The organism is Winogradskyella vidalii (assembly GCF_013403955.1).
In the GTDB taxonomy this organism is placed as follows: Bacteria; Bacteroidota; Bacteroidia; order Flavobacteriales; family Flavobacteriaceae; genus Winogradskyella; species Winogradskyella vidalii.
The window spans coordinates 1-21,400 of record NZ_JABFDG010000003.1 but is presented as its reverse complement, the minus strand read 5'-3'; the positions used below and the strand labels follow the sequence as shown (position 1 = coordinate 21,400).

The following is a 21,400-nucleotide window of genomic DNA, read 5'->3' as shown; positions in this document are numbered from 1 at the left end:
AAATTTTAAACTCAGAATTGAATTATGAGTAAATATACAGAAGACGACCTTAGGGAAGAATTAAAAACCAAAGAGTATGAATACGGTTTTTTTACAGATATTGAATCTGATACATTTCCTAATGGCCTAAATGAAGAGGTAGTCATTGCTATTTCAAAAAAGAAAGAAGAGCCAGAGTGGATGACGGCATGGCGCTTGGAAGCCTTTAAAGTTTGGAAAGAAATGGAAGAACCAGATTGGGCGAACGTCAATTACGAAAAGCCAGATTTTCAGGCCATTTCTTATTATTCTGCCCCCAACAACAAACCAAAATACGATAGTATTGACGAAGTTGACCCAGAACTATTAGCTACTTTCGAAAAATTAGGCATTTCATTAGATGAGCAAAAAAAGTTAGCCGGTGTCGCTATGGATGTCGTGGTAGATTCAGTATCTGTAGCAACAACATTCAAAAAAACTCTAGGTGAAAAAGGGATTATCTTTATGAGTATCTCTGAAGCCATAAAAGAACACCCAGAATTAGTAAGAAAACATCTTGGTACTGTTGTTCCACAAAAAGATAATTTTTATGCGGCTTTAAATTCTGCTGTATTTAGTGATGGTTCATTTTGTTACATCCCAAAAGGCGTTCGTTGCCCAATGGAATTGTCAACCTATTTTAGAATCAACCAAGCTGGCACAGGTCAATTTGAAAGAACTTTAGTCGTTGCAGATGAAGGCAGTTATGTCTCTTACTTAGAAGGTTGTACGGCGCCAAGTCGTGATGAAAACCAATTACACGCTGCTGTTGTAGAATTAATTGCAATGGATGATGCTGAAATAAAATACTCTACTGTACAAAACTGGTTCCCTGGAAATGCCGAAGGAAAAGGTGGTGTATTTAACTTTGTAACTAAAAGAGGGCTTTGTGAGAAAAATGCAAAAATCTCTTGGACACAAGTAGAAACCGGTTCTGCTGTAACTTGGAAATATCCCTCTTGCGTTTTAAAAGGCGATAACTCTATCGGAGAATTTTATTCTATTGCAGTAACTAATAATTACCAGCAAGCCGATACAGGGACCAAAATGATTCATTTAGGTAAAAACACTAAATCAACGATTATTTCTAAAGGAATTTCAGCAGGTAAATCTCAAAATTCTTACCGTGGATTAGTACAAATCAACTCTAGAGCTGAAAATGCACGTAATTTCTCGCAATGTGATAGTTTACTTATGGGCAATGAATGTGGTGCACACACCTTCCCATATATCGAAGCGAAAAACAAAAGTGCTATGATTGAGCACGAAGCAACAACCAGTAAGATTGGTGAAGACCAAATATTTTACTGTAACCAAAGAGGAATAGATACCGAAAAAGCTATTGCATTAATTGTTAATGGTTTTAGTAAAGAAGTCCTGAATAAATTACCAATGGAATTTGCTGTTGAAGCTCAAAAATTATTAGAAATTAGTTTAGAAGGAAGTGTAGGTTAACCTATCCTAGTATCGTTAGTAAACCAAAGTTTAATTAATAAGATTTCCGTTTTACGGATTATAATCATGAAAAAAATCAACCTTATCATCATTTTAGCTTTAGTAATGTTCGCTTGTAAAAACGAAACAAAAAAAGCTGTTGACTTGGAAGAAAACCGTGCAAAGTCTTATGACCAAAATGATGGTTTTATCACCATTAAAGGTGACTTTGTATATTATGCCGATGCTGCTGTATTACAAACACAATCAGAAATCTATGGTGTGGTAATTGACAACAATATGCACGCACTAGACAAGCAAGCACAAGCTTACAAAAAAGAAGCAACAGATATGGTTCCCGTAACGGTACGTGTTAGAAAATTTAAAAAACCAGAAGCCGAAGAAGGTTGGCCATATCGTGTAGAAATAAAAGAAATATTACAGGTAGAAGCACCTGACCCAAGTTCAAAAGACGTTATAAAATTAGCAAAATAAGACTATGTTAAAAATAAACAACTTGCACGCAAGTATAGAGGATAAAGCCATATTAAAAGGAATTAACTTAGAAGTTAAACCAGGTGAAGTTCATGCTATTATGGGACCAAATGGTTCTGGCAAAAGTACTTTAGCTTCTGTAGTTGCAGGAAAAGAAGAGTATGAAGTAACCGAAGGTTCTATCTTATTAGAAGGTGAAGATATAGAAGAATTAGGAGCAGAAGAACGCGCACACAAAGGTGTTTTCTTGTCTTTTCAATACCCTGTAGAAATTCCTGGGGTTAGTGTAACTAACTTTATGAAAACAGCAATTAATGAAACACGTAAAGCTAAAGGTTTAGAAGACATGCCTGCTAAAGACATGTTGAAAATGATTCGTGAAAAATCTGAAATGTTAGAAATTGACCGTAAGTTTTTATCACGTTCATTAAACGAAGGTTTTTCTGGTGGTGAGAAAAAACGAAACGAAATCTTTCAAATGGCGATGTTAGAACCAAAATTAGCCATTTTAGATGAAACAGATTCTGGTTTAGACATCGATGCCCTTCGTATTGTTTCTGATGGTGTTAATAAGCTAAAATCTAAAGATAATGCTGTAATCGTAATTACACACTACCAACGTCTTTTAGATTATATCGTACCCGATTACGTCCATGTTTTATTAAATGGAAAAATTGTAAAATCAGGCACTAAAGAATTAGCACACGAGTTAGAAGCTAAAGGTTACGATTGGATTAAAGAAGAGGTTGGCGCTTAGCCTTATGCGCTAGCCAATGTATTGAGTCTTAATTTGTAATATAAAAAGACTGATTACGTTACGCTCTTCAAAATTTTAATATAAAATAGTAAACAGATTTAATCCCTCTTTTTAAATAGCGATTAAAACTGAAAACCGAACAAGAATGGAATTAAAAGAAAAATTAGTATCGTCGTTTATGGCCTTTGAGGACACAGTAGATGTGAACTCAACAATCCATGATATACGTACTGAAGCTATAAAGACTTTTGAAGCTGAAGGGTTTCCTTCTAAGCGATTAGAAGATTGGAAATATACGTCGTTAAATTCGGTTTTAAAACACGATTACAGTGTGTTTCCAAAATCTGAAAATGACATTGAATTTAAAGATATAAAACCTTATTTCTCTCATGATATTGATGCATATAAAATCATCTTTATCGACGGAAAATATGCATCACATTTATCGCAAACCACACATGACGGTTTAGATGTCTGTTTAATGTCTGCCGCTTTAACCAAGCCAAAATACAAAGTGATTATTGATAATTATTTCAATAAAATTGCTTCAAAAAATGGGATATCGTCTTTAAACACCGCGTTTTCTTACGAAGGGGCGTATATCAACATCCCAAAAAATAAGGTGGTTGACAAACCCATACAAATTATACACTTTTCAACAGGAAACGAAGCTGCTGTAATGTTACAACCGCGTAACTTAATTATAGTTAATGAAAATGCACATGTTCAGATTATTGAGCGTCATCAAAGCTTAACAGATAATCCTGTTTTAACGAATTCGGTAACTGAAATTTTTGCCAACAAACGAGCAATTGTTGATTATTACAAGATTCAAAATGATAGACAAAACGCTTCATTAATTGATAGCACTTTTATCAATCAAAAACAAGAGAGCTTAGCCAAAGTGCACACCTTTGCTTTAGGTGGAAAATTGGTAAGAAATAATCTAGAATTCTACCAAAATGGTGAGCGTATAGATTCTACCATGAAGGGGATCACTATTATTGGCGATAAACAACATGTAGACCACAACACTTTAGTGCACCATATAGAACCTAATTGCGAAAGTCACCAAGATTATAAAGGTATTTTTGATGATAAAGCAACTGGTGTTTTCAACGGTAAAGTTGTTGTTGAAAAACTAGCACAGAAAACCAATGCGTTTCAGGCAAATAATAATATTTTATTAAGTGATAAAGCGAGCATCAACACCAAACCTCAACTCGAGATTTTTGCAGACGATGTAAAATGTTCGCATGGTTGTACTATTGGACAGTTAGATGAAAGCGCCATGTTTTACTTACGTTCTCGTGGTATTCCTGAAAAGGAAGCTAAAGCCTTATTAATGTTTGCATTTAGTAATACCGTATTAGATTCTGTAAAAATACCTGAGCTTAAAGATAGAATTACTAAGATTATTGCTGAAAAATTAGGTGTTAGTATTGGGTTTGACTTATAATTAATACAAGTCTAGAAATGTCATAATTTTCACCCCAATAATAAATAAAAGCGAATGTTAGACCTGTAATAGGTTAAGTTCTATTTGAGATTTTGAAACAATTCAGACCTCAAAGGTTTCTGAAACCTTTGAGGTTTTAAATTTAAAGAAATAAATGTTAGACGTAAAAAACATAAGACAAGACTTCCCTATTCTAAACAGAACAGTTAATGGGAAACCACTCATATATTTCGATAATGCAGCTACATCACAAACCCCTCAACAGGTTATTGATGTCATTGTAGATTATTACACAAATTACAATGCCAATATTCATAGAGGTGTGCATAGCTTAAGTCAAGAAGCTACGGATGCCTATGAGCAGTCGCGTCTTAAAATTCAGAACCATTTTAATGCCAAGCATAGTCACGAAATTATTTTTACGTCTGGTACTACACACGGTATTAATTTAGTGGCTAACGGTTTTTCGTCACTCTTAAAAAAAGGCGATGAAATTATTGTTTCAGCTTTAGAGCACCACAGTAATATTGTGCCATGGCAAATGCTTTGCGAACGTACAGGTGCAAGTTTGAAAGTTATTCCTATGAATAACAATGGCGAATTAATTCTTTCAGAATATGAAGCCCTTTTAAATGATAATACGAAGTTGGTTTTTGTCAATCATATTTCAAATGCTTTGGGAACTATCAATCCCATTGAAAAAATTATTGAGAAAGCACATGCTGTTGGAGCTGCAGTTTTAGTGGATGGCGCGCAATCTTGCCCGCATATAAAGCCCGATGTTCAAGCTTTGGATGTTGATTTTTATGTGTGTTCTGCACATAAAATGTGTGGCCCAACAGGTGTTGGCATGTTGTACGGAAAGGAAGCATGGCTTAATAAGTTACCACCATATCAAGGTGGTGGCGAAATGATTGCAGAAGTCTCGTTTGAAAAAACTACTTACGCCGGTTTGCCACATAAATTTGAAGCAGGAACACCAAACATCTGTGGTGGCATAGCTTTTGGTGCCGCTTTAGATTACATGAATGCTATTGGTTTTGATGCCATTGCTGAATACGAAAATGACTTATTAGATTACGGTACAACAGAATTACTTAAAATTGAAGGTTTAAAAATTTACGGTACGGCTAAAGAGAAAACATCTGTAATTTCTTTTAATGTAAATAGCATTCACCCTTATGATATTGGAACAATTTTAGATAAAATGGGCATCGCCGTGCGTACTGGCCATCATTGTGCACAACCAATAATGGATTTCTATAATATTCCAGGAACCATTAGAGCATCATTTATGTTTTATAATACTAAAGAAGAAATTGATGCTTTTATTACAGCACTTAAAAAAGCGATTATGATGTTGTCGTAAACTTTGGCATTAAAAGTGTAACTTATAACAGATCACTAAACACGTCATCAATGAAATTTTTACTTAGCTTATTTATAATTATAACGACATTAAGTTCTTGTGACTCGTCTAAAAAAGCGATGGCAAAACAACAACAAATTAAAGAGGCACTTTCTGAAACCTATCAAATTACCCAGGTCGGAAATAACAATCTAAACGATTCAAAACTGATAATTTCTTTTGATAAAACATCAAACAAAGTCAATGGTTTTGGAGGATGTAATAGTTTTTTTGGCTCCTATGCAATTGAAGGAAATCAGATTTCATTTGAAGGCATAGGTGCTTCTAAAAAATTATGTCAAAAAGAAATTAGCGGTTTAGAAAATCACTTCTTAAAGTCCTTAAGAATGGTTAATACAGTTTCTATTGAAGATAACACCATTTCATTTTTAGAAGATGATACGGTTTTAATAAAAGGAATCACAACGACTACTACTTCAAAAAAAAACAATAAAGTGGCTGCTAGTAATGAAACAGCTGTAAAATACCAGGCGTCTTCAAGAAACACGTTTGATTTTGTTCTCGTTTCAGAATCACGAGTTGTAGTTTCAAAAGATAAAGGATTACAAAAAACAAGCACTTATCAGGTTGATGTCGAAGATTGGAATACTATTAGCGAGTTGATTAAAGCCATAGATGTAGAAACACTTCAAGATGTAAAAGCACCATCTACGGCACATCAATATGATGGTGCAGCACATGCTACATTAGTAATTATTATTGGTGATGTAGAATATATGACACCTGCTTTTGACCATGGTAATCCACCAGAAACCATTGGAGCTTTAGTTAATAAAGTGTTATCCATAAAAGAAAATCTCGTAAAGCCCTAACGATTTTGTAATTTTGCAACAAAGAATCAGACTATGACTATAGAAGAAGTACAAAACGAAATTATTGACGAGTTTTCTATGTTTGAAGATTGGGAAGAGCGTTACCAATACATGATTGACTTAGGTAAAGACTTACCCATAATAGACGAGAAATATAAAACTGAAGCTAATATTATTAAAGGCTGCCAAAGTAAAGTTTGGGTTCATGCCAATATGGAAGACGACAAAGTAAACTTTACCGCAGACAGTGATGCCATTATCACTAAAGGAATTATTGCGATTTTAATTCGTACGTTTTCTAATCAGCATCCTAAAGCTATCATTGAAGCGAATACTGATTTTATTGATAAAATTGGCTTAAAAGAACATTTATCACCAACTAGAGCTAATGGTCTAGTAAGTATGATAAAACAACTAAAAATGTACGCTATTGCGTATCAAACACAATTGAATTAATTGTTTGTTGTTGAGTCTTAAATCGGCACAATAAAACAGCACAACAATAAAACAAATTCTCATTTGTATGGGAACTAAAAATAAATTTTCAGATGAGCAAACCAACTATAGATACAGCAGTATTAGGTGAAAAAATCCTAAGAGTTATAAAAACAATTTACGACCCAGAAATTCCGGTAGATATCTACGAATTAGGATTAATTTACGATGTTTTTGTAAATGAGGATTTAGAAGTAAAAATTCTAATGACCTTAACAACACCTAATTGTCCTGTAGCTGAAACACTGCCGTTAGAAGTTGAAGAAAAAGTAAAATCTATCAACGAAGTTAAGGATGCCGAAGTAGAAATCACTTTTGACCCACCATGGTCTCAAGAACTCATGAGTGAAGAAGCCAAGTTAGAGCTTGGTATGCTTTAATAAAACCATTAAATGCCAAGACGCAAAATCACATCTTTAAAAGACGATAAGAAAACTAATTTCAAATCGTCTTTTAATGCTTTAATCTATATTCCTCGATTTTTTAAAGAAATTTGGAAAGTCAATAAAAAGCTTTTTCTATTATCTGCATTCTGTAGATTAATAGGCGCGGTACTTCCTGTTATTATTCTTTGGGTTGGAAAATTAATCATCGATGAAATTATACTACAAATTTCATTAGACAATCCAGATTATTATACCCTTTGGACCTACGTTGGTACCGAGTTTGCATTAATCATTCTTTCGGATTTAATTAGCAGAGCCATTTCATTAACCGATGGTTTATTGGGCGATGAATATAATATTACAAGCTCTATAAGTATTATAAAAAAGACCAATCAGATTAATATTAGCTTATTAGAAGATTCGGAATTTTACGACAAGTTAGAACGCGCCAGAACGCAAACCAATGGTCGTGTTGGTTTAATGTCTAACGTGCTTTCGCAGGTACAAAGTAGTATTTCCATTGCCACATTAGTCGCCGGTTTAATCTATTTTGAACCGTATTTAATTATCCTTTTAGTGCTGAGCATTATTCCCTCGTTTATAAACGAAATACGCTTTAGCCAACAACAATATTCTTTAGCTAGAAGCTGGACCTCAGAACGTCGCGAATTAGACTATTTACGTTTTATAGGTGCTAACGATAAAACCGCTAAAGAAATTAAACTTTTTGGCTTAACGGATTTTATTGTAACGCGTTTTCAAAACTTATCGGAAGAATATTATCAGCTCAATAAAACCTTAGCGATTAAACGCTCTGCACTTGGGTTTTTATTTAACGTCTTAGGTTCTATTAGTTATTATGGTGCTTATGTCTTTATTATTTACCGCGTACTTTCGGGAGCAATAACCCTAGGAGAACTCACCTTTTTATCGGGTTCGTTTAATCGCTTAATGAAAAACCTTCAAGACTTCTTTTCTAAGTTTACACGAATTTCGGAAAGCGCTTTATATCTTAAGGATTATTTCGATTTTATAGATATTTCATTTGTTTCAAAAGCGAAAGAAGACATTAAGTTACCAAAAGAAATTAAAACAGGCTTTGAATTTAAGGACGTTCATTTCGCATATCCTAATTCTGATGTCGAAATTTTAAAAGGTATTACCTTCACTTTAAAAGCAGGAGAGAAACTCGCGTTTGTAGGTCAGAATGGCGCCGGAAAAACCACTTTAATTAAATTATTACTGCGTTTTTACGAACCAACTTCAGGCGAAATAACATTAGATGGTGTTAATATTAACCGTTTCAACATTGCTGAATATCAAGAATATTTTGGGGTGATTTTTCAAGATTTTTTCAGGTATGAATTTACCGTTAAAGAAAATATTGCCATTGGAAACATTAATGAATTAAAAAACCAATCTAAAATTGAAAATGCCGCAGAATTAAGTTTAGCTAGTGCAGTGGTTGCAGAATTAAAAAAAGGGTACAATCAGCAATTAGGTAAACGCTTTTCTAATGGTCAAGAATTATCGGGTGGGCAATGGCAAAAAGTAGCCTTAGCAAGAGCTTATATGAAAAATGCAGAAGTGATGGTTTTAGACGAACCGACCTCTGCCTTAGATGCAAGAGCAGAAAGCGACGTATTTGAGCGCTTTATTGGTTTAACCGAAGGCAAAACTAGCATTATTATTTCGCACCGTTTTAGTACGGTACGCCAAGCCGATAGAATTTTAGTCTTAGAACACGGTAAAGCCTTAGAAATTGGAACTCATGAAGAGCTCATGAACAACCAAAACCTGTATGCCGAATTGTTTACCTTACAAGCAGAAGGCTATCAGTAAATTTTTATCTTTATACTATATATGGCAGAAGAAATTATAAATAGAGTAGCAAACAGCAAACTAAGAGTTATTGATTTAGAAGATTACTATCCTAAAGGAAAACGAATCTCTTTTGATATTAAAGATTGGTTATTGGAAGGCTTTGTCCTTAGAGAAAAAGATTTTAGAGCATATGTTAAGGCGCACAATTGGTCCCAATACCAAGATTGTTTTGTTGCTTTGCACTGTTCTACGGATGCCATTGTTCCTGACTGGGCGTATATGCTAATTGCCGTAGAGCTTGAAAGCTATAGTCAACAAACAGTTATTGGCACCTTAGAAACCTTAGAATCTTTACTCTATGCACATATTATTTCTAACCTAGATGTTTCCGAATATGAAGGCTTTCCTGTAATTATTAAAGGCTGCTCTAATAAACCAGTACCAGCTAATGCTTTGGTCTTATTGGCTCAAAAATTAAAGCCCGTTGCTAAATCTATTATGTTTGGTGAAGCTTGCTCATCAGTGCCTTTATTCAAAAAACGTTAGCCTTACTAAAATCATAAAATTATATTAAATTCTATTTTTTATTTGGGCTTATCTATTGAAACCAAATAATTTTACAGCCTGATATCTTGATAATGGTTTAGGCGTCGCTTGATATATATTTTTATTGTATAAATAAATTGTGACTTTATTCTATCTCATGTATCTAATAATAGATGTAACATTAAAAAAATTAAAATTTACCTTATTATGAATATTAACAAGAAGTTATTTTTATCTGCTGGTCTTTTACTAGCTGTGACTTTTGGTTTTTCTCAAACGAAAGAAGAACTACAAGCTGAAAAAGCAGAATTACAAGCTGAAGCGAACAAGTTTCAAAGTGAAGCAGATGCAATACAAAAACAAATTGACGCTTTACCGGGCTGGAGAATAGGTGCTTTTGGTACTATTGGTGGTAGCTTATCTGAATTTAATGAGTGGTACGGACAAGGAACACCAAACAACAGTTCAGGAAATATTGGAATTACTTTTAATGCTTTTGCCAATAAAATTGAAGACAAGTATTTTTGGAGAAACTCATTAACAACCAATTTAGCTTGGGTAAAATTAGACGATAAAGACAACCCTAATGATAGTGACGATTTTGAATCGACTACAGATGTGTTTAATATCTCATCATTATATGGTAGAAACATTACTAAAACATTAGCTGTTTCTGGTTTAGCAGAATACAGAACGACTCTTTTAGATAATTTTAATGACCCAGGATATTTAGACCTTGGTGTTGGTCTAACATGGACACCGATTGAAAACTTAATTGTAGTCGCTCATCCAATAAACTACAACTTTGTTTTTGCTGATGATGATACAATTTTTGAATCTTCTTTAGGTGCTAAAATCGTAGCTGATTATACAAGACAAATTGGTGCTATCCACTTTAAAACAAACCTATCTGCATTCCAAAGCTATGAGTCTTCAGACTTATCTAACATCACATGGACTAACTCGTTTAGCTATAAATTATGGAAAATGATTGGTGTTGGTTTTGACTTTGGTTTACGTAGCAACAAGCAAGAAGCTTTAGATTATTCTATCAACACTTTAGGAAACACTACTGAAACTTTTGATTCTGTAGACAACAAATTACAATCTTACTATACTGTTGGTTTAACGTACGCGTTTTAATTCAACCATTTATAAAACCCAAAAACCTGTCTAGATTAAATTTAGGCAGGTTTTTTTATGCTGTAACGGACTTTAATTAAACTTTTTCTTCTTCTCTTTCCGCTTAAATAAACGTTTAAGAAAACCATCACGCTTAGTGGGTTCGCAATCTAAATCACGTAATACTTTAGCAGAAGGTTTTTCAAATTGAGCACCTGTTATAGATTTGTAATCACTATCTGCATTTAACTTCTGATAGAATTTAGCAAATATTGGTAAGGCAGAATTGGCACCTTGTCCCATTCCTGTAGATTTAAATCCAATACTATGATTATCATTCCCAACCCAAGTGATGGTTACTAAATTGGGAGTTAAGCCCACAAACCAACCATCTTTATTATTTTGTGTGGTTCCTGTTTTTCCGGCAATAGCATTGGTTAAACCATAAGTACTACGCAATCGGGTTGCGGTTCCTTTATTTACGGTAGACTGCATCATTTCTAAAAGCACTTGTCTTGTATAATCACTAAAGGCTTGTTCTTCTGCAATTTCAGATTCAAAAGTGGCGATGACATTTCCTGCTTTATCTTCAATTTTGGTGATATAATAAGGCTTTACCGGTTTACTATTATTGAGGTAACTGGCATAAGCACCTGTTAATTCTTTTAAATTAATTTCTGCAACACCTAAAGCTAAAGACGGTTCTTCTGGCATTTCTTTAGTGATACCTAGTTTTTCTACCTGCTCAATCACCTTTTCAATACCAACTTCCTCTAACACCTTAACGGAAATGGTATTTACAGAATTACTCAAAGCCTTTTCTAAGGTATAGTTTATATAAGGGTCGTCTTCAGCATCACCAGAATTACTCGGCGTCCAATCATCGTAATCAGTGTAAGTCACTTTATTTAATGAAAAATACGTACAAGGGTCTAATCCATCATCCACAGCTGCGGTATACACAAAAGGTTTAAAGGTTGAGCCTATTTGACGTTCACTTTGTGAAATATGGTCGTATTTAAAATAACGGTAATCAATACCACCAATGTAAGTCCGTACAGCACCTGTTGTAGGTTCTATAGACAGCATACCCGTATTTAACAATTTTAAATAATGCTTTAAACTATCTATTGCCGAAACTGTATGTAAAGTATCGCCTTCCCAACTAAATAAATCTACAGGACGTTTCACATTTAAAGAATCTTTAATTTGCTGGTCACTCAAGCCTTCTTCTTTATAAGCTTTTACCTGTGGCAACTTGTTTATTTCAGCTTCTATAAGTCTAGAATTGGTTTCCCAAGGTGCCGCTGTACCATAAGATTTTTCAAAAGCAGTTTGTAATTTGCTCATATGGTCTTGCATGGCTTCCTCTGCTAATTGCTGCATTTTATAATCTAAAGTGGTATGTACAATAAGACCGTCTTTATACAAATCGTACTTTTCACCATCTGGTGTTTCTAAAGTATCTAAAATAGATTGCAATTGTTTTTTAACTTCTTCTCTAAAATAAGGCGCCAAACCTACATCGTGATTAAAAGAACGGTAATCTAATTTGAGGTCTTGGTCTGTATAATACTTTAAAGAATCTTCCGATAGATAACCGTAATTTTTCATCTGACTTAAAACAACATCTCTACGACCTTTACTTCTATCTAAATGTGCTCTTGGATTGTAATAACTATTTGCCTTTAATGTGCCGACCAAAGTAGCCGCTTCGGTTATAGAAATATCTTTTACTGATTTATTGAAAAATTTTAGCGATGCACTTTCTATACCATAGGTATTATCTGAAAATGGAACCGTATTGAGGTATAAGGTTAAAATTTCGTCTTTAGAATATACTTCTTCAATACGCTTAGCAACGATAGATTCCTTAAATTTATTAATCAACATGCTGAAAAACGCATAGTTTTTTCTACCGTATAAATTCTTAGCGAGTTGAAGCGTTATCGTACTGCCACCACCTGCAGATTTATCTTGAAGAATTAAATTCTTCACAAACACACGCATTAAGCTTATATTATCAATACCATCGTGCTGATAAAAACGAGAATCTTCTGTGGCCACTAAAGCTTCAAGAAGATGTTTCGGTAAATCATCAAATTTTACAGGTTGTCTATCGTAGACGTAATACTTCCCGATTAATTTTTCGTCCTTATCTAGAAGCTGTGTGGCTTGCTCTTGTTTTATAGAACTGATATCTTCAATGGTTTGCACTTTTCCAAATAAACCAATATAAATACTGATGTATAAACCTACTAAAAACAATAAAATGGCTGCTATTAAAATAGCGAGCCATTTTATCCATTTATTGTTTAACAACTTTAAAATTGATGTTTTAAAACGCGATTGAGATGCACTCATAAAAGTTAGGGGTTTTACACTATATCTTCAACGTCTGGATATAGGAAATGATTGTATGGGAAACGCGTCACATGAATATCTCTGACTTCTTCATACACGCGTTTTCTAAAGTCGTCCATATTCTCTTTATTTAATGCTGAAATAAATAAAGCGTTACCATCCATACGATTCATCCACGTTTTTTCCCATTCTTCAATAGTATAGTTAGCTTTGGTGCGTTCTTCAACTAAGTCGTCTTCATCAAAAGGTTCTGCTTCGTAGGCATCAATCTTATTAAAGACCATAATGGTTGGCTTGTCTTTACTATCAATTTCATCTAAAATCTGATTTACAGAATCGATGTGTTCTTCAAAATTAGTATGCGAAATATCTACAACGTGAAGTAACAAATCAGCTTCACGAACTTCATCTAAAGTACTTTTAAAAGACTCTACCAATTGTGTTGGTAGTTTTCTAATGAACCCAACGGTATCGCTCATTAAAAAAGGTAAATTACCAATCACTACTTTTCTGACGGTAGTATCTAAGGTTGCAAAGAGCTTGTTTTCTGCAAAAACTTCACTTTTACTAATCACATTCATTAAGGTAGATTTCCCAACATTAGTGTACCCTACTAACGCTACACGAACCATTTTACCACGGTTACCACGTTGTACTGCTTGTTGTTTATCTATGGTTTTAATCTTAGATTTAAGTAATGAAATCTTATCACGTACAATACGTCTGTCGGTTTCTATCTCTGTTTCACCAGGTCCACGCATTCCAATTCCCCCTTTTTGACGCTCAAGGTGTGTCCACATACCTTTTAACCGCGGTAGTAAATATTCACACTGTGCCAATTCTACTTGAGTTCTTGCATAACTCGTTTGTGCACGTTGCGCAAAAATATCGAGGATGAGATTGGTTCTATCGAGAATTTTACAATTTAGTATTTTACTAATATTTCGTTCTTGAGCTGGCGTTAATTCGTCATCAAAAATTACTGTACCAATATCATTTTCTTTCACAAAATTGGCAACGTCTTGCATTTTCCCCGTCCCAATAAAAGTTTTAGGATTAGGAATAGCCATTTTCTGGGTATAACGTTTTACCACTTCACCACCTGCCGTAAAGGTTAAAAAATCGAGTTCATCAAGATATTCTTCAGACTTTTCTTCATCTTGATTTTGTGTAATAACACCGATGAGTACCGCCTTTTCTAATTCTATATTCTTTTTTTCTATCATATATAAAGTAAAGTACAAAGTTAAGCAAATCCATTTTTCCAATATAATGTTTAAAAACCTATATTTAACCCATATGAATAATACACTTACTAGTTACACTATTGCGTTCTATAATATCGAAAATTTATTCGACATAGAAAACAATCCTTCAATAAATGATAATGACTTCTTACCTACATCTAGAAAAAAATGGACTAAAAAACGATATCAAAATAAAATAGAAAAACTAGGCACTGTCATTTCTAAAATAGGGAATGAAAACAATGATACAGCACCTGTATTAGTTGGCTTAGCCGAAGTTGAAAATAAAAAGGCATTATCAGATTTAGTGCACAGTCCGAATCTCAAGGACGAAAACTATAGTTATATTCATTATGACTCCCCAGACGAAAGAGGTATTGATGTGGCATTACTTTATAAAAGTGATTTTTTTAAGGTGAACCATTCTGAAACCTTTTCAGTATATCTAGAACGCGAAAATGGCGAACAAGATTATACAAGAGATATTTTACTAGTTCAAGGTAAACTTCACAACGAAGATGTTAGTGTCATTGTTAACCATTGGTCATCACGTAGAGAAGGAATCAATAAAACTGAATTTAAGCGTTTGGCAGCAGCAAATGTGGTCAATTCTGTAATTAAATCATTACAAAACACGAACCCAAATGTTAAAATAGTTGTAATGGGAGATTTTAACGACAACCCTAATTGCCGAAGCATTAAGTTATTAGAAGATGTAAGTCGTCTTTTTAACCCCTTTAAAACCGTTTGGTCTTATGATAATGGGAGTTCTAGTCATAATTTTCAGTGGCAGTTATTTGATCAAATCTTATTTTCTACCAATTTTTTCGATCCTAATAATAAAAGTTTAATGTTTAGTAATGCTAAGGTTTTTAATAGTAAATTTCTTACGCAACATACCGGTAAATTTAAAGGGCAACCTTTTAGAACCTTTGTTGGCCCAAAATATAAGGGTGGTTACAGTGATCATTTCCCTGTTTTTATTCAATTGAAGTCCTCCTAAAAACCAGCCGGTTCTTTTTGTCGATTATAACGGTAGTTAATCTATTATAATATTGTTAAGCTCTTGTTAATAGGCATTTTTTATATATTCGAATTCGCATAGTTAAGTCGTATAACCAACGCCAACCTTGCACTTTACAATACCTTTTTTTTTAAAACACCAACAAAACCCCTTGTAACCAACTAGTTACAAGTGCTTTGAATAATTCTAACAAACCTATTTAATAATGAAAAAGATTACTCTATTTTTATTTTTGCTTTCACTCGTTACTACAGTTACTGTTGAAGCACAAATAACTACTTTTCCATACACTGAAGATTTTGAGTCTGGTGATGGTGGTTGGGTGGCAGACAACTCAACTAATGGTACTTGGGCCTTAGGAACTCCTGATGGTGCTATTATTAATAGTGCTGCTTCTGGATCAAACGCTTGGGTAACCAATCTCTCAGGAACTTATAACACTGGTGAAAACTCTTGGGTAACCAGTCCAGTGTTTGATTTTTCATCCTTAGCAGCGCCTTCAATTGAATTGAGCATCTGGTATGATGCTGAGAATAGTTATGACGGAGCAGTACTTCAGTCTTCAATAGATGGTGGAAGCACATGGAATAATGTTGGTGCAAATGGCGACCCAAATAACTGGTATAATGATGGTTCTATTGGCGGTAACCCTGGCGGACAACAAGAAGGTTGGACAGGAACAGCTACAGATGGAACTAATGCTTGGGTTATTGCAAGACATGCATTAACAGGATTAGCTGGTGAATCTAATGTCATCTTAAGAATAGCTTTTGGGTCTGATGGTTCTGTTATTGATGATGGTTTTGGTTTTGATGATATTAATATTTTTGAAGTTTTATGCCCAGAGCCAACAGATATTGTTTTGGCAAACATAACGGAAACTACAGGAGATATTAGTTGGAATCCTGGTGGATCTGAAACACTTTGGGATTTAGAATGGGGAATTTCTGGTTTTACTCCTGGTTCTGGAACTTTAGAGGCAGGACTAACGACTACTTCATTTAATTTCATAGGCTTAGATTTAGGAACTATTTATGATGTTTATATTATTTCTAATTGCGAAAGCCTTGGCACTTCAAGTCTTGTAGGGCCAATAACATTTAACACACAAACTCCAGGTGGGTCTTGTGCTTCTGCATTACCGATGACCGTAGAAGCAGATTGCGATAGCGCAACGCCAACGACATTTGATTTTAGTATTGCTGAAGATTTAGTTGAAAGTGGAAATAATCCTTCTTGTGATGCCTTTGCAAATTACGGCTATTGGGTAAGTTTTACTGCCCCAACAATTGGATCAGTAGTCATTAATTTTGATGGCGAAGCTTCTAGTATTGGTTTACAAGTGTTTGATTCTTGTGGCGGAACTGAAGTTTCAGAATGTAACAATAACTTCTTAAATGCAGGTGATAATTCTGGTGTTATAGGAGGCTTAACTCCTGGAGAGACTTATTACGCTATTATTTGGAGTGATGCTCAAAGTGGTTCGGCTGATGTTTGTATTGAGGAAGGGCCAACATGTCCATTCCCAATTAATTTAGAAGCAACCAATCTTACTGAAAGCACTGCCGATTTAGGTTGGTCAGAAAACGGAACAGCTACATCATGGAATATAGAATGGGGACCAGTAGGCTTCACGCCAGGTTCTGGAGTCATGATTGAAAACGTAACAACAAACCCATATAATTTAAGTGGTTTAGAGCAAAATACAGAATACGATTTCTATGTACAAGCTATTTGTACAAGTGAAACTTCAGATTTTGCAGGACCGTTAACATTTTTAACAACACCTCAAACTGATTTTAGTATTGACTGTACTGCAGGGCCATTTACACAAGATTATTGTTACGATAATAATGACACTAACATCTTTACATTTACAAGTTTAGACGGTACGCCTTTGAACCTTACATTTAATTTTGGCGACATTGAATCTTGTTGTGATGACCTATTAGTGTTTGACACAAATGGAGATTCTCTTTATGCAGATAATAATGGTGGTGATTTAAGCGGTTTAACTTTTCAATCTTCTGGTGACACGATTTCGTTTCAAATTGATTCAGACAGCTCTGTGAGTTGTGCTTCTGGAAGTAGCGATGGTATAAATTATACCGTTTCTTGTGCTACATGTGTTAATCCAGAAGCGACATTTGAGGTGGTTAGCGATTGTTTTAATGGACCTCAGTTTTTTGTTGAAGTCGATTTAACAGATTTAGGGAGTGCAACATCAATGACCCTTAGCGACAACCAAGGGAGTGCAGACCAAACCGTAAGTACCCCAGACGTGTATACTTTTGGCCCTTATCCTAACTTAACTGATGTAATAATCACTGCAGCTAATGTTGATGATGTTAATTGTACACTTATAAGTAATTCTCTAACACAAGAGATTTGTACTGAAACCTATATTGACTGTGTTAATGACGGGCCACTTACCTTAGATTATTGTTATTCAAGTAACGATACAAATATTCTTACCTATACAAGTATCGATGGCACACCACTTAACCTAACATTTAATTCAGGTTTTGTAGAAAATTTCTGGGATGAATTAGTAGTTTTAGATTCAGATGGTGAACCTTTTGAAGGTTACGCTCCTGAAGATAACAACTACGGAAATGCTGGTGATGTAAGTGGAATTACTCTCCAATCTACTGGTGATACGATTTCATTTTATATTAATTCAGATGGTATTTTTAGTTGTGATGAAGGAAGCTCTCCAATGGGTGGTGGTATTAACTATACCGTATCTTGTGCCACATGTGTTAACCCAGAAGTTGCATTTGATGTTGTAAGTGATTGTATCAACGGCCCTCAGTTTTTTGTTGAAGTTGATTTAACAGACTTAGGTAGTGCTACAACAATGACACTGAGTGATAACCAAGGTAGTGCCGACCAAAATGTAAGTACTCCAGACCTATATACTTTTGGTCCTTATCCAAACCTTACCGATGTAGTAATAACAGTTGCTAATGATGACGACATTAATTGTACAACCATAAGCTCTTCTCTAACACAAGAGTTTTGTGTAGAGACTTATATTGATTGTGCTACAGACGGTCCTTTAACTTTAGATACATGTTATGACGATGGTGGAGCAACAACCCCTACTATTCTTACATACACTAGTGTAGACGGCACACCACTTAACTTAACCTTTAATTCAGGTTATGTTGAAAATGGCTGGGATGAATTAGTTGTTTTAGACTCAGATGGTGAACCGTTTGATGGCTATGCTCCTGGAGATGACAACTACGGAAATGCAGGAAACATTGCGGGACTTACTTTCCAATCTACTGGTGATACAATTTCTTTCTATGTCAGCTCTGATGGAGTATTTAGTTGTGCTGGCGGAAACAGCCCTATGGATGGAGGTATTAATTATACCGTGTCTTGTGCTACTTGTATTAACCCACAAGCAACCTTCACAGTTATTGATGATTGTGATAATGGTGAACAATTCTTAGTTGATATTACCATAGATAGTTTAGGTGATGCGACATCACTGACTATTACGAACAATATTGATGGAGATGCTATACCAGTTACTGAAGCAGGCGGCACATATCAAATGGGACCTTTTCCATTTTTGCAAGATGTTGTTATATCTGTAAGTAATGATCAAGACATTAATTGTGTTATAAATAGCCAAACGTATCAACTTTTAGCTTGTCCTCCGGAAAATGACAACTGTGATGGCGCTATAACTGCGGTAGTTAATACAAATGCAAACTGTGAATCTACAACACCAGGAACTATTTTAGCGGCTACACCTTCAGGAGTACCAGCAGGTAGTTGTCCAGGTAACCCAGATGACGATGTTTGGTTTGAGTTTACAGCACTTAATGAAGTACAAATCATCTCATTATTGAATATTACAGGTGGTATATTTGATTTAAGTCATGGGCTTTACGAAGGTGAATGTGGTAACTTAACTGAAATATATTGTTCTGGAGATGAAACTGCTGTAACACCAGACTTAATTGTAGGTAATACCTATTACGTAAGAGTATTTAGTGGTGGTAGTGATCCTGAAACTTCAACATTTGATCTTTGTATTAGACCTGCACCAACAAATACTGTTTGTGATAACGCAGAAAACTTCTGTGCTTTAGGCGGTGCATTGACTACGCCTAATATAGTTGGTATTCCTAGTACAGGACCTGTAGCTTGTTTAGGATCTATACCAAATCCAACATGGAATATCATCCAAGTTGGAGAATCTGGACCTATTGATATTCAAATTGAGCAAACAAATGATGCCGGTGTTGGCTTAGATGTCGATTTCGTAATTTGGGGCCCTTTTGATTCCGTGGAAGATGGTTGTACAGATATACTATTAGAAGATTGTCCTACTTGTCCTTTCTCTAATGTACCAGACACCGGTTTTTATCCTTTTGGAAATATCGTTGACTGTAGTTATTCTGGAGCATCAATAGAGAACTTATCTATTCCTAATGCTATTGAAGGTGAAATCTATTTACTACTCGTAACCAACTTTAATGGTGGTGCTGGTAATATTACTATAGACCAAACCAATATAGATGATACAGACAATGGTACAATTGAAGCTGAGATTACAGCCGAGATTACAAGTGATGACGTTTTATTAGTTGACACAGACAATCCATTAATACAAGAAGCAAGTGTTTGTGGGTATGATTCCGTGACACTTATAGCTGATTCACCTTTTGCAGATGAGTTCGTATGGTATCGAGATGGATTCATAATAGAAGGAGAAACGTCATCTACTTTAGTTGTTACAGAATCTGATAACTATTATGTAACAGCAACTGATAATCAATGCGGTTCTAGTGCAGATTCTCAGTATATTATTATTAATTTATATAATGAGGCTCCATCAGTAGAACCTCAAGAAATTAATTTATGTGATGAATCTGGAGAAGGTGTTGGAACATATGACTTAGATGCACTTACAACTTCTATAGGCTTAGGTGAAGACTTTGTTTTAAGCTACTACACGAATACTAATGATGCGTATCAAGCCATTAACGCAGTTACTTCACCTTACGAATCTGCTGGTGAAACATTAATTATAAGAATCGAAGATGCTAATGCAGCAGCTGATGGTTATTTGGGTTGTCCTGCATTAACTCAGGTAGAATTAATATTAAATGCAACACCTGTTATAAATCAACCAGAGCCATTAAGAGTTTGTGATGACTTAGATGGAGCAATTGATGGACTAACGGAATTTAATTTAAACTCTATAAGTACTGAAGTTACAACAGACACAAGCTTAACAGTAACTTACTATACGTCTGAAGAAAATGCTAACACTGCAACTAATGCTTTAGTTAGTCCATACGAAAGTGAAGGTCAAACAATTTTCATAAGAGTAGAAGATACAGCAACAGGTTGTTACGAGACGACATCTTTTGATATAGAAGTTAACCTTCCACCATTAGCAACTTTTGATGAAGAGCAATATAGTTATATTGTTTGTCCTGAAGCAACTGTTCCTATTACTATCGGTATAAGTCCTGAAAACTTTACAGCTTCTGATGTTTCTGTAAGTTGGGAACTCGATGGCGTTTCTATACCTGGAAGTGGATTAACTTTAGATACCGTTCTTTTACCTGGTGATTATACAGCTATTATAGAATTTAACGATTCTGGTTGTACAAATGAAATTACTAAAACCGTAGAAGAAGCCGAGTCTTGTATCTTCCCTGAAGGTATTTCACCGGGCGTATCACCGGGACAAAATGATTATTTTGATTTAAGTAGCTTCAATGTAACTAAACTAGAAATATTTAATAGATATGGAACACTTGTCTATTCAAAAGACAATTATACAAACGAATGGGAAGGACAAACTAATGATGGTGAAGAATTGCCAGTAGGAACTTACTTCTATACGGTTGTTTACGAAGGTGGTACAAAATCTAAGAGTGCTTGGGTATATATTAACAGATAATAAATTAACAGATTCAACTTATTATAATGAAAAAACTCTCTATTATAGCG

The 21,400-nt window shown here is 34.7% G+C and carries 15 protein-coding genes; 13 read left to right on the top strand and 2 right to left on the bottom strand.

What is annotated here, in order from left to right:
• Positions 1–24: 24 nt before the first annotated feature.
• The 11 genes from sufB (at position 25) to HM982_RS08995 (ending at position 10,798) form a co-directional block, all read left to right on the top strand.
• A complete protein-coding gene (sufB, locus tag HM982_RS09045) occupies positions 25–1,473 on the top strand; it encodes a Fe-S cluster assembly protein SufB (protein WP_179352839.1) in 1,449 nt (482 codons plus the stop codon).
• A gap of 66 nt (positions 1,474–1,539) precedes the next feature.
• Complete coding sequence (locus tag HM982_RS09040) at positions 1,540–1,947, top strand: hypothetical protein (RefSeq protein ID WP_179352838.1); 408 nt, start codon at positions 1,540–1,542, stop codon at positions 1,945–1,947.
• Between the two features lie 4 nt (positions 1,948–1,951).
• Positions 1,952–2,704: a Fe-S cluster assembly ATPase SufC gene (sufC, locus tag HM982_RS09035; RefSeq protein ID WP_179352837.1), complete on the top strand. Its 753-nt coding sequence runs from the start codon at positions 1,952–1,954 to the stop codon at positions 2,702–2,704.
• Positions 2,705–2,849: 145 nt separating this feature from the next.
• Positions 2,850–4,163 (top strand): Fe-S cluster assembly protein SufD, encoded by a 1,314-nt coding sequence (gene sufD / locus HM982_RS09030; RefSeq protein ID WP_179352836.1) that lies wholly within the window; start codon positions 2,850–2,852, stop codon positions 4,161–4,163.
• 154 nt (positions 4,164–4,317) lie between these two features.
• Positions 4,318–5,532 carry an aminotransferase class V-fold PLP-dependent enzyme gene (locus HM982_RS09025; protein WP_179352835.1) on the top strand — a complete coding sequence of 405 codons (1,215 nt, stop codon included), beginning with the start codon at positions 4,318–4,320 and terminating at the stop codon, positions 5,530–5,532.
• Positions 5,533–5,582: 50 nt separating this feature from the next.
• Positions 5,583–6,404, top strand: a complete 822-nt coding sequence (locus HM982_RS09020; protein WP_179352834.1) for an META domain-containing protein — start codon at positions 5,583–5,585, stop codon at positions 6,402–6,404.
• A 33-nt stretch (positions 6,405–6,437) separates the two neighbouring features.
• Positions 6,438–6,860: a SufE family protein gene (locus tag HM982_RS09015; RefSeq protein ID WP_179352833.1), complete on the top strand. Its 423-nt coding sequence runs from the start codon at positions 6,438–6,440 to the stop codon at positions 6,858–6,860.
• Between the two features lie 92 nt (positions 6,861–6,952).
• The gene (locus HM982_RS09010) at positions 6,953–7,279 is read left to right on the top strand and encodes an iron-sulfur cluster assembly protein (RefSeq protein ID WP_179352832.1); all 327 of its coding nucleotides are present in this window, start codon (positions 6,953–6,955) and stop codon (positions 7,277–7,279) included.
• Between the two features lie 12 nt (positions 7,280–7,291).
• Positions 7,292–9,127 (top strand): ABC transporter ATP-binding protein, encoded by a 1,836-nt coding sequence (locus HM982_RS09005; protein WP_179352831.1) that lies wholly within the window; start codon positions 7,292–7,294, stop codon positions 9,125–9,127.
• Between the two features lie 21 nt (positions 9,128–9,148).
• Positions 9,149–9,655 carry a DUF2480 family protein gene (locus tag HM982_RS09000; protein ID WP_179352830.1) on the top strand — a complete coding sequence of 169 codons (507 nt, stop codon included), beginning with the start codon at positions 9,149–9,151 and terminating at the stop codon, positions 9,653–9,655.
• Positions 9,656–9,862: 207 nt separating this feature from the next.
• Positions 9,863–10,798, top strand: a complete 936-nt coding sequence (locus HM982_RS08995) for a DUF3078 domain-containing protein (RefSeq protein ID WP_179352829.1) — start codon at positions 9,863–9,865, stop codon at positions 10,796–10,798.
• Between the two features lie 72 nt (positions 10,799–10,870).
• On the opposite strand, the gene HM982_RS08990 is transcribed toward HM982_RS08995, so the two are convergent.
• Positions 10,871–13,141 carry a transglycosylase domain-containing protein gene (locus tag HM982_RS08990; RefSeq protein WP_179352828.1) on the bottom strand — a complete coding sequence of 757 codons (2,271 nt, stop codon included), beginning with the start codon at positions 13,139–13,141 and terminating at the stop codon, positions 10,871–10,873.
• A 14-nt stretch (positions 13,142–13,155) separates the two neighbouring features.
• Positions 13,156–14,367, bottom strand: a complete 1,212-nt coding sequence (gene hflX / locus HM982_RS08985; RefSeq protein ID WP_179352827.1) for a GTPase HflX — start codon at positions 14,365–14,367, stop codon at positions 13,156–13,158.
• A gap of 73 nt (positions 14,368–14,440) precedes the next feature.
• On the opposite strand from hflX, the gene HM982_RS08980 reads away from it, so the two are divergent.
• Both HM982_RS08980 and HM982_RS08975 read left to right on the top strand, forming a co-directional pair.
• The gene (locus HM982_RS08980) at positions 14,441–15,391 is read left to right on the top strand and encodes an endonuclease/exonuclease/phosphatase family protein (RefSeq protein ID WP_179352826.1); all 951 of its coding nucleotides are present in this window, start codon (positions 14,441–14,443) and stop codon (positions 15,389–15,391) included.
• 226 nt (positions 15,392–15,617) lie between these two features.
• Complete coding sequence (locus HM982_RS08975; protein ID WP_179352825.1) at positions 15,618–21,350, top strand: T9SS type B sorting domain-containing protein; 5,733 nt, start codon at positions 15,618–15,620, stop codon at positions 21,348–21,350.
• Positions 21,351–21,400: the final 50 nt, after the last annotated feature.